This window comes from Acetobacter tropicalis (assembly GCF_001580915.1).
Classification (GTDB): Bacteria; Pseudomonadota; Alphaproteobacteria; order Acetobacterales; family Acetobacteraceae; genus Acetobacter; species Acetobacter tropicalis.
Genome location: NZ_LHZQ01000206.1, coordinates 1 through 13,654, shown reverse-complemented (window position 1 = coordinate 13,654; position 13,654 = coordinate 1). Strand labels below are relative to the sequence as shown.

General features: G+C 50.0%; 9 protein-coding genes. All 9 read left to right on the top strand.

Annotated features, from left to right (window positions below):
- Window positions 1-52 precede the first annotated feature (52 nt).
- The 9 genes from AD944_RS08765 to AD944_RS08730 all read left to right on the top strand — a co-directional run bounded on the left by AD944_RS08765 (window position 53) and on the right by AD944_RS08730 (window position 12,805).
- Complete coding sequence (locus AD944_RS08765; protein WP_035377691.1) at window positions 53-1,381, top strand: MFS transporter; 1,329 nt, start codon at window positions 53-55, stop codon at window positions 1,379-1,381.
- A 281-nt stretch (window positions 1,382-1,662) separates the two neighbouring features.
- Window positions 1,663-2,703 carry an ABC transporter substrate-binding protein gene (locus AD944_RS08760; RefSeq protein ID WP_045542297.1) on the top strand — a complete coding sequence of 347 codons (1,041 nt, stop codon included), beginning with the start codon at window positions 1,663-1,665 and terminating at the stop codon, window positions 2,701-2,703.
- A gap of 107 nt (window positions 2,704-2,810) precedes the next feature.
- Window positions 2,811-3,464 carry an ABC transporter permease gene (locus AD944_RS08755; RefSeq protein WP_236709205.1) on the top strand — a complete coding sequence of 218 codons (654 nt, stop codon included), beginning with the start codon at window positions 2,811-2,813 and terminating at the stop codon, window positions 3,462-3,464.
- Window positions 3,452-4,279, top strand: a complete 828-nt coding sequence (locus tag AD944_RS08750; protein WP_231551548.1) for an ABC transporter ATP-binding protein — start codon at window positions 3,452-3,454, stop codon at window positions 4,277-4,279. The genes AD944_RS08755 and AD944_RS08750 overlap by 13 nt, the downstream gene beginning before the upstream one ends.
- 84 nt (window positions 4,280-4,363) lie before the next feature.
- Window positions 4,364-4,600 (top strand): hypothetical protein, encoded by a 237-nt coding sequence (locus AD944_RS08745; protein ID WP_045542296.1) that lies wholly within the window; start codon window positions 4,364-4,366, stop codon window positions 4,598-4,600.
- Window positions 4,601-4,649: 49 nt separating this feature from the next.
- On the top strand, window positions 4,650-4,826 hold the full coding sequence (locus AD944_RS16375; protein ID WP_035377701.1) for a DUF1328 domain-containing protein: 177 nt from the start codon (window positions 4,650-4,652) through the stop codon (window positions 4,824-4,826).
- Between the two features lie 476 nt (window positions 4,827-5,302).
- Window positions 5,303-6,292 carry a CgeB family protein gene (locus tag AD944_RS08740; protein ID WP_045542307.1) on the top strand — a complete coding sequence of 330 codons (990 nt, stop codon included), beginning with the start codon at window positions 5,303-5,305 and terminating at the stop codon, window positions 6,290-6,292.
- A gap of 185 nt (window positions 6,293-6,477) precedes the next feature.
- Complete coding sequence (locus AD944_RS08735; RefSeq protein ID WP_236709204.1) at window positions 6,478-9,381, top strand: glycosyltransferase; 2,904 nt, start codon at window positions 6,478-6,480, stop codon at window positions 9,379-9,381.
- A 97-nt stretch (window positions 9,382-9,478) separates the two neighbouring features.
- Window positions 9,479-12,805, top strand: coding sequence for a glycosyltransferase (locus AD944_RS08730; RefSeq protein ID WP_045542294.1), 3,327 nt, complete (start codon window positions 9,479-9,481; stop codon window positions 12,803-12,805).
- The last annotated feature ends 849 nt before the right edge of the window (window positions 12,806-13,654 follow it).

The window sequence follows — 13,654 nt, the reverse complement described above, 5'->3', positions numbered from 1 at the left end:
CAATGAGGTGCTGGATATGCGTGCCATCATCGCATGTAAGGAGAGCATGTAGATGCAGACAGCAACGCAACAGGAAGCGCAGAACCTTATAGACCGAATAGGCATACCTCGCCCATTGCTTTGGGGCTTTGTCGGGCTTTTGCTCTTCATGATCGGGGACGGGGTTGAAGCCGGGTATCTGGCACCGTTTCTTGAAAGTCAGGGGCAATCATCAACACGCGTTGCTCTGCTGTTTACTGTGTATGGCGTTGCTGTTTCCATCTCATCCTGGCTCTCCGGCCCGTTGTCTGACATGTGGGGACCCAAGAAGGTCATGTGGACCGGACTTTGGATCTGGGGCATTTTTGAAGTTCTGTTTCTGGTCCTTGGGCTCCAGCCGAACAACTATAGCATGATGATTGTGGCATACACGGCCCGCGGGTTGGGGTATCCGCTGTTTGCTTATGGTTTTCTGGTCTGGATTGCAGCAGCCACGCCTGCGCGGCAGCTTGGTTCTGCTGCCGGCTGGTTCTGGTTCGCGTTTTCTGGTGGGTTGCCCACGCTGGGATCACTGTTCGCCAGCTTTGCTATTCCGCGCATTGGGGAAATGGGAACGTTCTGGTCTTCTCTGGCGCTGGTTATGGCCGGTGGTTTTGTGGCTCTGTTGTGCACCCATGAACCCAGTGGTTCGAAGCGCCTGAGCCCGCCGGATGTAACGTTGAAGCAGGCCATGTTTGGCTCCATCAGTATTATCTGGCGTGAACCAAAAACGGCTATTGCCGGCCTTGTTCGGACGATCAACACGTCGTCTGAATATGCTTTCCTGGTGATTATGCCGGGCGTGTTCACCAAGCTGGTTGGCTTTTCTCTGGAACAGTGGCTGCAATTGCTGTCAATCGTGTTCCTGAGCAACATTATCTTCAATCTGTTGTCCGGTATTCTGGCTGACCGCTTGGGTCCGCGTACCGTTGTGGCTGTTGGCGGTGGCCTTGGTGCTGCTATCTGTGTACCGCTTTTCTATTACGTTCCGCTGTCCATGCCGCACAATTTCCCGATCGCCGCCGCCATGGGGGTTCTGTATGGCGCATCTCTGGCCGCGTTTGTGCCACTGTCCGGTTTGATGCCGCAGGTGTGCCCGAAGGAAAAAGCAGCAGCTCTTTCCATTCTGGGTCTTGGGGCGGGTGCCAGCACGTGGGTTGGCCCAGCAATTGTCACATGGTTTCAGGGTTCGGTTGGTACGGCAGGTGTCATCTGGATATTCAGCGGCCTGTATGTCCTCTCCGCCCTCATGACAATGGCGATCACCGTTTCTCCAGAAGCGCGGGCTTACACGCGGGAGGCTGAACGGGCTCAATCCCAGTTAGATAAGGAAGCCGCAATGCATGCGGCGGGTGGTCAGTAAAAGCTGATTCCAGAAAGGCCGGATTACACGGTTTTCTGGATGCGTGAATTTCAGGAAGGTGCATGGAGTAACGCTCTGTGCACCTTTTTTATGTTTGGGCGGGAAGCGGCTTTGCCGCTTCGGGCCTACAAGATCGCGCAGTCTTAAATACGAGATCATTTCCGAAATTAGGTAGTGTGTAGAAAATTCAATCCCTATTTTGGTTTGTGATATTGACACTTTCTGGCATTTAATCACCCTTGAGAAGATAGATTAAACCATCTTTCCATACAGGGGATGAAATGAAACGGCTCTTTTCCAGACTGATGATGCTGGGAGGCATAGCGCTTGCCGCACTGTCAACGCCTGCTCAGGCAGGAACTCCGGTTCGAGTAGGATATATTCCTGTGCTGGGGTCATCTGCGCTGTTCGTGGTGGATGGAGAGGGCTGGGCCAAGGATGCCGGACTGGATCTTCAACTGGTGCGGTTTACGTCCGGCCCGCAGGCTATTCAGGCCCTGGTTTCCGGAAGGATTGATGCGTATGTGGCGGGGGTGCTGCCTCTTCTTCAGGCGCGTGCCCATGGTTCAGATGTGAAGGTGGTAACTGCGGCCTCCGTTGAGGAACTGGAGGTTGTGGCGCGTGGGGCACTGGCAAACCAGCTTCCCAAGGATCAGGAAGGCGGGTTTTCACCTGAAGTCGTGAAGAATTCGTTTGCGGCGTTCACGAAAGAAAAGGGCCATTTGCCCCGGATTGCTGCCCAACCTATGGGCTCAGTGCCTGATAGCCTGTTGCGTTTCTGGTTGCAGAAGCAGGTAGGGCTCTCTTCGCTTCCCACCACTGTCAGCATTGTGGGGGTGGATATTGATGCTGCACAACAGGCCTTTCTTGCCAACGCTGTTGATGCTGCCGTGTTGCGTGAGCCTGCTTTAACTGTGGTAAGAAGCCGCCTGCCAGATGTAAGGACGTTAGCAACGGGGCATGATCTCCTGCCGGATCAGCCAGGTTCTGTTTTGGCCATTGTTAAACCCGATGCGGTTGATCGGCAGGTATGGGCCAAACAACTCGCCTCCCTGTTTATTCGTGCAACCACGCTGCTTTCCTCTCACCCTGACGATGCCGCTCCCTTTGTGACAAAGGCGCTGGGCGGTGGCATTCTGAACGAAGATGTTATGAAGAAGGCGCTGGAACGGTCAGCCGCGCGCTTTATTAGCGATCCAACCCGCATTATTGAGGGGGTGCGTCAGTTGCAGGACTTTGAAGTGGAACAGGGCTTGCTTCGAAAGGCGCAACCGGTGGATGATCTGTTCGATCTTGATTTGTGGCGGCAACTGAAACAGTGATACGGTCTTTGTCTAAACGAAACCGGCTGCTTTTATCAGCAGTCGGTTTATTTGTATTTTTTGGATTATGGGAAGCATCGGTTAGGGCGGGTTTTCTGCCATCGGGCATGGTGCCAGCACCAAGCTCCTTATGGCAGGCATGGCTGGATGAAGTTCATGGTGGGTTCTGGCAGCAGGCTATTCTGGACAGTCTGAGCCATTACAGCCTCGGGTTGCTGGTCGGGTCCGTTTTCGGAGCATTGCTTGGTTTGCTGTGCGGCATGGTTGCCGTGGTGGACGGTTTGCTGGAAGGGGTGGTGAGGCTTCTGCGGCCAGTGCCGGGGCTGGCTTGGGTTCCATTTGCTATTTTGTGGTTTGGCCTCAACATGGCGGGCGCCACATTTGTTATCGCCATATCGGTCTTCTGGATCAATTTTTACGCCGCTTACGCAGCAGTACGCGGTGTTGATCCCGAATTTTATGAACTGGCGGCCGCTTTTGGCCATGGTGGATTTTGGGGGCGTCTGTTCAAGGTTGTATTGCCTGCTTCTGCACCGGGTTTGATGGCGGGATTGAGAACTGGTCTGGGGCAGGGGTGGATGTCTGTTGTGGCAGCAGAGCTGTTTGGCGTCCCCGGTATTGGGGCGCGTATGATGCAGGCTTCCAGTCTGCTGGCAACGGATGTGGTGGTGGTCTACATGCTTACCATGGCACTGTTATATGCATTGACCGATTTTCTGTTTGGCTTTGTAAGCTCTTATGTTTTGCGGTGGCAGCCATGAGTGTTACCGATAGTGTCGCCTGTCTTGAAGATGTGGGGCTTTCCCATGATGGTGGCCAGACTTTTATTTTGCGGCATGTCAGTCTTTCCTTGCTAAAAGGCGAGTTTGTCGCATTGCTCGGGCCATCCGGCGTTGGTAAATCGACTTTGCTGCGGGTTTTCATGGGGTTGAGCAATCCCACGGAAGGGCAGGTAACGGAAGCGAGCCAGAGTGCTGCGGGTGTTGCCGCAGGGCAGCGTGAGGCCGGAAAGCGTCGGGCTCAGGCGCTCGTCTTTCAGGATGCGCGTCTCATGCCGTGGCGCAGTGTGCTGGGCAACGTGATGTTCGGTCTGGAAGGTCTGGCGCTTACGCGCAAGGAAAAGCAGGCTCGTGCGCTGGCGGCGTTGCGGCTGGTCGGGCTTGAAGAGGCAGCGGAGCGTTGGCCGCGACGGCTTTCGGGCGGCCAACGTCAACGTGTAGGCGTGGCGCGGGCTTTGACTGTGGACCCGGATCTGCTGTTGATGGATGAACCGTTTGGCGCGCTGGACCCCATAACGCGGAGCGCTCTTCAGGATGAACTGCTGAAAATCTGGCAGCAGACGCACAAGACCGTCCTTTTTGTCACGCATGACATAGAAGAGGCCATGAAACTGGCCACACGTATTGTCGTTCTTTCAGGATCGCCTGCAGGTATTACAGGAGAGTTAAAAGTAGAAGCGGGCCAGAAAGATCCTCATTCCTCAGCTTTCAAGATCTATACCGCCCGGCTGCGCGCCATGATTGCGGGAGAGGCAGATCCGGGTGGAGCACCCTACTGGCATTCTGCGGAAATCTGACGGTTTTCGTAAGAAATTTGCCTTGTCCGTGCATCTCTGTGCATGAGAGTGCGTTAGAAGACGTAACGATAAGGAGTGTGCGTGATGAGTGACGAAAACGACATTCAGTACAAGTTGGAAGAAGGCATTAGCCGTGTGCAGGATGGCGCGGAAAGCCTGCGGGACAAAGCGTCTGATACCATAGAGGATCTGACCTGCAACAAAGGGTGCGCTGCGTTACAGGCTGTGCGCGATGTTGTAGCGGATCAGCCTGTTGTGTCCGTTGTTGTGGCGGGGATCACCGGGTTTTTGCTAGGTGCGCTGTGTGCCAGAAAACTCTGATTTGTTAGAAAAATTTCTATAAATTTCTTTACGTAGAGGAGAATCAATTATGTTGAAGCTGGCATTATTTTTCTTGGTCATTTCCATTATTGCGGGCCTATTCGGGTTTGGCGGAATTTCTTCTGCAGCCGCAGGAATGGCGAAAATTCTGTTCTTTATCGCAATTGTCCTGTTTGTTGTTTTTCTGGTGGTCGCTTTGCTTGCTGGGCGTGCAATAACCAAGTAGTCATTTTTCTATTTTTTGTTGAGAATCAAGCTCTCGTCTGTAAAGGCGAGAGCTTTTTTATTGCTTTTGTTCTTGCGATATAAACGGCGCACAATAAAAAGAAGGGCAAAGCCGACCTAATTGTTTGTATTTAAAAAACATATCATGCCTGATTTTGTGTGTGGTGCTACCCGAATGATGCGCTGTTTTTTACTCCGTAGTTAGAACATAACATAGAGAGAAAAGAAGGTGTGAGAGGTATTCCAGTCAATAAAGATGTGTTTTGTATTAATTTCATCTTGTTATATCATTTTTAATAAATAAATTACTCTTTATATATTTGAAGGATTTAAATGAGAACTATTCGGGTCTGGTTTCAGGCTCGGTTTGTGCGAGGAATGTAACTTTACAAAAATACCTTGCCTGCGTAAAAAAGCGGAGATTTTTATTTACATTTATGTTTGGATGCTTTTGTGAAATCTCTCAAGGGGAATAATGTGACATTCTCAGGCCTTGAAACAGACCAACGTGTTTTGATTTGTAGTGGTGGTCGGTACGAATCTCAGGCAAATGCCCAGATTCGGGAATCTATTATGGATGGTTGGGCCGAATGTATTGGGGCGGAGAATGTAACGGCTGTCCATATTAGTGGTGCAGCAGCATCTATTGCTCAACTTAAACCAACTATTGTCTTCTCTATTGGCTCTTATCTTCCAGAAAGCATCTATTTTGGAGAAGTCAGCCGTGAAGCCAAGAAGGTCGGGGCTACCACGGTTTTCTGGGCCACAGAAGATCCTTACGAACAGGACGCCAATTACCGTATTACAGACGATTTTGACGTTATTTTTTCCTGTGATCGCTGGGGTTCGAATTTTTATCAGCGTGGAAGAGTATATCATCTTCCTCTGGCAGCAAGCCGTGAACTGCACTATGCGCCCGTCATGGATGAAACGAACAGGAACATTGATGTTCTGTTCTGTGGTGTCGCTTTTACAAGCCGTAAAGACATTGTTCGCAACCTCATGCCGTCTTTGCGTCGATTAAACATTCGTATCATAGGTCCGGGTTGGGGGGAGTTCGGCGTCGGATTTTCAGATGCCCGGATCGAAAAACATCAGTTGGTTGAACTGTATCAGCGTTCTAAAATTGTGCTGAACCTTGGGCGCTCCCTGCACTTTGAAAACAAGCGCTTCATGATCTCGCCTTCCACACCGGGGCCTCGTACGTTTGAAGCGGCCGCAGCTGGCGCGTTTCAGATTTTCCATGAAGATACCTATGAACTTCGCCGTTATTTCACGGCTGATGAGATCCCGACATTTTCGAACAAGCGGGACTTTGATGAGTTGATTGAAACTTTTCTGGATGATCCTGACCGTCGATTGGAGGTTGCCCAGCAGGCCCAGAAACGGACGCTGGAAGAACATACCTACGGAAACCGTATTCAGGATGTTCTTTCCATTCTCCGCCAAGAACAGCTTATTGCATAATTGGGTTGGGCGCGGGGGACCGGTATGTTCCCCGTTTTCCGATACGGGCTGCGGCAGGCCCTACATGATCTGAGGTTGGGTATTTAATTATATGGGCTTGAATGATGGTTCACTCTGATAACAGGAAGAGTTTTGATTGGAGTGAATTCGACTTCGATTGGTATAAAAGAAAATATAGAACCGTCTTGGATTTTTTAAATACGACCTCAGACGATGATATTAAAGAATTTTATGAGCAATATGGGGGGGCGTTACAGCATTCCCCAAACCCGTTCTTTGATGAAAAATGGTACACGGAGCGGTATCCCGACGTAAGGGAGCGCATTTGTTCTGGGGAATTTAAATCCGGGTTTGATCATTACTGCAAAGTCGGATTTTGGGATAAAAGCCCGCATTGGCTGTTTGATGAAGATTATTATCGGCGGAAATTTCTAGATTTCCCCCGTGAAGAAATTGAAAAAAATGGGTTCAGGAATGGCTATGACCATTACCTGAAGCAGGGCAGTCGTCTCAACTGTCCGTCTTCTCCTTTTTTTGATCCCATTGTCTTTCTGGCTGAAGTCCCGGATTTTGTAGTTGAACCAGGCGAAGGCGCTTATATCAGCTTTCTCAAGGGATTTCCTGATAATACTCTGAATGACAAAAAGCTTTCATGGTATTTTGATCCGGTCTGGTATCAGGAAAATTATCCTGATGTGGAACGCTCTGCTGTTAACTGGCAGGGGCCGCTCCACCATTATCTGACAAATGCCACGCCAGAAGCGTTCAATCCCAACGCTTTTTTCTCCGAGCAATTCTACGCTCAGGCCTATGAAGACGTGGCTGGTGCGGTCAAGCATGGTGCGTTTAGAAACTGTTATGAGCATTTTGTAAAAAATGGTCAGTACGAACTGCGTCAGCCCGCCAGAGACGTCAATCTCAGAGTTTATGCAGAAAATCCTAAAATAAAAAGCGAAATCGCGTCACAACGGTATCCCAGTTTTTTTGTTCATTACATGGTGCATGGTGGTGTTGTGGAAGAAGGAGGATATTCTTCAGAGGAACGGGAGTTTATTTCCAAAGCTGTTTATCAGGAAATGTGCCGTATCCGTCTTCCTCTTCTTTTGCGGGGTGGGCTTGATTTCTCTTGTGATCAGCCAGAGCTGAGCGTGATTATGGTGGCGCATAATAATTTTGCCATGACGATGACTGCGCTTTACTCGCTGCGAGAGAATTACAGTGGTCAAATACAGGTTGTTCTTGTTGATTCCGGTTCATCCGATGAAATTCGCCATATCGAGCGGTATGTTCGTGGGATCAATGTTATCAGAACATTAGGGAATGTTGGATTCTTACAGGGGTGTAACGCTGCACTCAAGCACGTCGAGGCTGATTTCACCCTTTACCTGAATAATGACCTTGAATTGATGCCTCGGGCCATTGAGACGGCATTGGCACGATTTGTAAAAGAACCTCAGGCAGGTGCCGTAGGGGCCAAACTTGTGCGCACAAACGGTCTCTTGCAGGAGGCGGGAAGCATCATTTGGAAAAATGGGTCTGTCTGCGGCTACCTGCGAGATGAATTGCCTGACAGCCCGGAAGCTAACTATGTTCGCTCGGTTGATTTTTGTTCCGGTGCGTTTCTTGTGGTCAGAACGGATCTCCTGCGTCGGCTGAATGGTTTCCTGGAAGATTATGCGCCAGCTTATTTTGAGGAAACGGATCTTTGCGTTCGTATCCGTGAGCTGGGTTGGGATGTTGTTTATGACCCTGGCGTCGTGATCCTTCATTATGAATATGGCACATCTGGTAATACAGAAAGTGTTCATATGATGCAGAGGAACCAGGGCCTCTTTATTGAGAAGAACGCAAATTATATTGCTACCCGCTATCCAAGAAATGCCCAGAAAGACCTGCTGGCCCGGTCTGCGCGTGCTTTTGAGAAAAAGGTTCTGTTTCTGGAGGATTTTCTGCCCTTCAGGCATCTAGGGTCAGGTTTTACCCGGTCCAATGATATCATGACAGTCATGGTGCGGGACCTGAGCTGTCATGTCACAGTCTATCCTATTTTTCGCCCGCTCAGTATAACGGAAGATATATATACAGGCTTTCCCGATCGGGCGGAAGTTATGTGGAACAAGGGGCTTGAGGATCTGGTCGGGTTCCTCAATTCCCGTCCCGGATATTATGATGTCATCTGGATCGCGCGCACGCATAATCTGGACAGGCTGGCTCCCGTGTTTGCGGAATGTGCCGGGGCGCTGGCAGGTAGCCGCATTGTTCTGGACACAGAAGCTGTGGCCGCACCGCGCGACCTGCAAAAATGGGTTTTGAAAGGCGAAACACCGCAGCATAATCTGGATGAACTTCTGCAAAAGGAGTTCCGGTCCGCCTGGTTTGTGAACCGCTTTGTGGCCGTTAATCAGAAGGACGCCACCATCCTGCGCCGTCTGGGGCATAGGGATGTACATGTGCTGGGCCATTTGCAACAGGCTCACCGCTTTACACCCAGCTTCAAGGAGCGGCGCGATATTCTGTTCATTGGTGCGATACATGATGCAGATTCGCCTAATCTGGATTCACTGATCTGGTTCGTAAGTGAGGTTCTCCCGAAACTGGATGACAGGCTGCCGCCGGATGTAAAATTTCGGATTTGCGGTTATTTGAATCCTGAAGTGGATGTCTCTCGCCTGGTTCTCAACCCACGAGTTGAGATTGTGGGGCGTGTAAATGAGGTGACGCCATATTATGATACGCACCGTATCTTTGTGGCGCCTACACGGTTTGCCGGTGGCATACCCTATAAAATTCATGAGGCCGCAGCGCATGGTTTGCCAATTGTGGCGTCTGATATCCTGTGCGAGCAGGTTGGCTGGCAGGCTGGAGAAGATATGCTGGCTCCGGCAACAGGAAACGCCGCTTCTTTTGCTGACGCAATAGTGTCGCTTTATGATGAACGGGAGTTATGGCAGAAGTTGCGCTACAATGCTTTGCGCCGTATCGCGCGCGAAAATAACGCGGAGGCTTATACCGCTGAGATCAGAAATATTCTGTCTCAATTTTCCCAACAGTCTGGCAATGAGGTTGAAGGCTTTTCTCTAACGTCATAAAATCAGTTCCAAAGAAGAGTATTTTCAGAAAGTATCAGGTGAACTGGCTTTAACGTTATTTTGACTCAGTAAACACCTCCCCGCAGAAGAGAGCACGATGGCAGTTATTTATAACACTAACTATACGCACAACCCGAATGCCTACCTGACACTCGCCATCGAGCGGGCTGCGCGGGAAATTTTGGGGAAGGATGAGGTTGTCGTTGCTGACAATCGGTCCTTGGGTGAACTGGCTGCCAAAGGTGAGCATGAGACTCTCATCTGTATTGATGGGCAGCGCATTAACATTCCTCTTCTGCAACGTGTGCGCCCTGCTTTTAAGACTATGATCCTCTGGACATTCGAGGATCCGTTCATGAAAGAATTCAATGCTGCGAATGCAGGATTGTTCGATCATGTGTTCACCAATGATCCGCTGTGCGTGGAGGCTTATGGTAGCAAGGGGCACTATCTGCCTTTGGCTGCGTCTACGTCTTTGCATGATCGTAAAGTCAAGAAAGCGGATGAGCTTGATTACGATATCTTTTTTGCAGGCACGATGTGGCCTAACCGTGTGGAAACGCTGCGGCATGTTATTACCGCGTTTCCGGATGCACGCCTGAAGCTGATCTGCCCGGGTAATGAATATCTGCCGCCTCTGCCGAGCGATCTTGCTGAAATTGCCATTCAGCGTCCGGTCAGCCATGAAGCGTTTATTGACTTCGCCAATGCCAGCGCCGTCACCCTGACCATGTTCCGTGACTATGCAAGCCATGGTGACACCAGTCAGGCAACGGCGCCGGGACCGCGTTTTTATGAACTCGGGCTGGCAGGTACGGCTCAGGTGGTGGAAGCCCCTGAGGTGATGGACAAGGACTATTTTGACGACGTGAGCGGCACTGTGCTGTGCCGCAACGTGGACGAAGTGATTGCTGCCATTGATGCGCTTCTGAGTAACTCGACCCTGAGACGGCGTTCTGCGCAGAGCGCGAAAAAAGATGTTCAGAACAAGCATCTTTACGAAAACCGTATCCGCACGATTATGGAAGTCAGCGGTGCGAATTTCGGGTGCGTTCAGCCGACGGCACTTGTCGCTGAAAGCCGGCGCCTGCGCGTGCTTATGTGCACTCACTCCACGGTTTATGAAGCTGCGTGGGGCGGTGTTGAGGTTTATCAGGAAACCCTGTGCAATCTGCTCGGCAGAAAGGTCGATTTCTATTATTGGCTGCGTCGTGGCGACAAATGTCGCTTCCTGACGGCCGATGGTGAGGAAATCGAACGGTTTGATGTGCCGGAAGTCGGCTGGACAGACGCCATGTGCGATGGTCCGGAAGAAATGGCGTTCTCCAACGTTATTAGCCATTACAATATCGACCTTGTGCATTTTCAGCACCTTGGTCACCATGCGTTGTCCTTGCCCATTATCGCCAAGTCCTGCGGGGCAGGCGTGGTCTTTTCCGCGCATGATTTCTGGCTGGTTTCTTCACGCTATAACCTGCTTGATCAAAGTTTTCAGTATGATGAGGAAAAGGCAAAATCTGTTGTTGCCTATGACATTATCCTGAAAAATGCGGAAAATGTGGAGTTTGGTGGAGAGCAGACGCGGCGCGCGTTCATTTCGAACATGCTGCATTCTGTGGATGCGTTCCTGTTTGGTTCAGAACATTCTTACAATCTGATCAGCGAAGTCTATCCGGTTGTTGAAACAAAGAAATGTTCCATTCTGGGTATTCCTTCTCCTGAAAGCACGTTGCCGGTTACGCCCAAAGAGTACGCTCCCCTGAATGGTCGCCCTCTAGGGGTTGCGGTGGTGGGAAATTTCCTGCGCACTAAAGGCGCGGATACTATTTTGAGCCTGTTTGAACTGGCGCATCCTGATCATTTCCATTTCCATATTTTTGGAGCTGTTCATCCGGAATACAAGCAGGTTCTGGCGGATCTGAACCGGCCGAATATTACCGTTCATGGTCAGTATTCCATGGGGAATATTGATAAGCTGAAAATTGCGGATGTTGCGCTTAATCTCAGCATATGGCCTGAAACATACTGTATTTCTCTTTCAGAAGCATGGCAGACGGGCCTTATCCCCATTGTCAGCGATATTGGCGCGCTGCATGACCGTGTGCAGGATGGTGTGAATGGCTTTGCCCTGAAGCTCAACAGCCCGGCAAAAGTGCTGGAGCGCCTTGAACTGCTGCGGTCATCCGAGCCTCTGCGTAAAGAAATCATGGGCAATATCTCACCGGATCTGTGGCCTGATGGGCAGAGCTATGGTGAAAGCCTTTTTGAAATCTATAACGAAGTTGCCCCGATCACCCGTCTTGGGTTCTCTGAAATGCAGATTGATGCCGGTCAGGTGCATCTGCTTCCGCATCCATCCTGGCGCCATCAGGCTCCGCCGCGGCATATTTTTGATCCACCGACAACGCGTGATGTTACGGTGGAATTGCCTGAACCTGTCACAGACTGGTTCTCCGTTCAGGATGCCAAATTCTATATTGATGATGTTTGCTTCCTTGTCTTTGCAGAAAGCGAACCATCTGATTTTGAAGAAGCCTACGAATTTCATATCCGTGGCTGGTATGCCGTACCGCGCGTCAATGCATCCGGTACGTTCTATACGGTGTTAATTGGCAATGAGGATCAGCCGATTATCTTCCTGCCGTGTATCAGGGAATCTCGCCCTGATGTTCTGACTGTTTACCCGGATGCGCCACGCCGTTCCGGCTTTGCGGGGCAGGCGGCACTGCGTGGTAAATGGTGTGAAGGAACATACCGTATTGCGCTGATGAACGTGATCAACACCAAAGCCAGTTTTGCTGTAACCAACTGTCAGATTACAGTAAAAGAAGGTAAGATTGTTGAAATCGAACAGGAAAACCCGACAGACAAGCAGATTCTGAGCGATTTTGCACGGGTTTCTCATCGTGATGGTAAGCTCAGAAACATCAAGATGGTGGATATCGACACTGATGCTCTGGAAAGAGATCACAGTGGCGATATGGTGTATTTCATTGATAACTGCAGCGGTCTGATTGGTGATCCGCCGCCGGAAGTTGATGAAAAAGGTATTTACATGAAGGGATGGACCTTCATGCATAATCTTCGTGCGGCGGGGCAGGTGTATCTGGCCTGTGTGAATGAAGAAGAGGATGATGCCGTTTATTTCCGCACCACCCGCGCTATCCGCAATGATGTCAGCGGTGTTTTCTCTGATGCGCCTCTGTGCAGTGGCTTTACGGCCAACATCAACTTTAACAGTGGTTTCTCAAAACCGCTGAGTGGGAAATACCGGGTATCATTGGTAAACATTGTCAATGATACGGTTGGGGTGATGCCGCTTAGTATTATTGTGGAACTGAAGGACAGTGCTATTCAGAGCCTGTCAGTTCAGGATGTTACGCCGGAAATTGTTGAGCGCGTGAAAGATATCGTTCTCGCCTAACGTTAATTTTTTGCTTGGAACGCCTCTGCCTTTTCGTTGTGAAAACCAGAGGCGTTTCTGTTTAGGTCACCCCTTTTGTGGGCGCCAAAGTTCTTCTTCAACGATCTCTATATGATGTTGCTGGAGGGGAGGGTTGGGATTACTCCAGCCATTAAAAGAGCTTCTTCAAAAAACTAATTACGGAAATTATTTTACGTCATGGCACGCCCTTGTGTGTCTTATTTGATGGTGAAATGATCGTGGCGACAGGATTGGCGGTCATGCCAGAGAGCGGGGGCGTGGCCAAACCTTATACCAATATCTTCCGCTCGGAGTTACATCGCAGCGTCTTCCTCCAAATATGGAGAGCGTGCAGTCAGGATACTCCTGAAATAGCCAATGGGCTCATACGAACGTAGGTTGGTTTTATAGGCTGTTAGAGCTATCTGGAAAGCTTGTCCGGCTACGTTAGGTTCTCTGCTTTTTTACGTAATCCTGTATCAAATTATCATTCCCGTCATTTTTGGGGGAAAAGGCGTTCATCCTGTTCGCGTGGTTGAATCTGGATAATTCTAAAAAACTGATCCAGCCTTTTAGGTGCAAGCAATATCAAGAGTTATGCTTCTTAGGGCGTATTGCGCCGTTCATGTTTACAAGATCAAGCATGTGATATGGGTGAGTAATAGTCGCGGCTTGGATGTGATGGGCTATGGAGGCGGCATTGCGCATTCAAGAGCAGAAATCAGAAGGGCTGATCTTACAGATTTCTACGGTTGGTTCGGGTGCTTAGAATTATAATTTCAGCACTATATAATACCAACCGTTGATTGCTACAACCCATGAGCCCATTGTCGTAACCCGAGGGACATA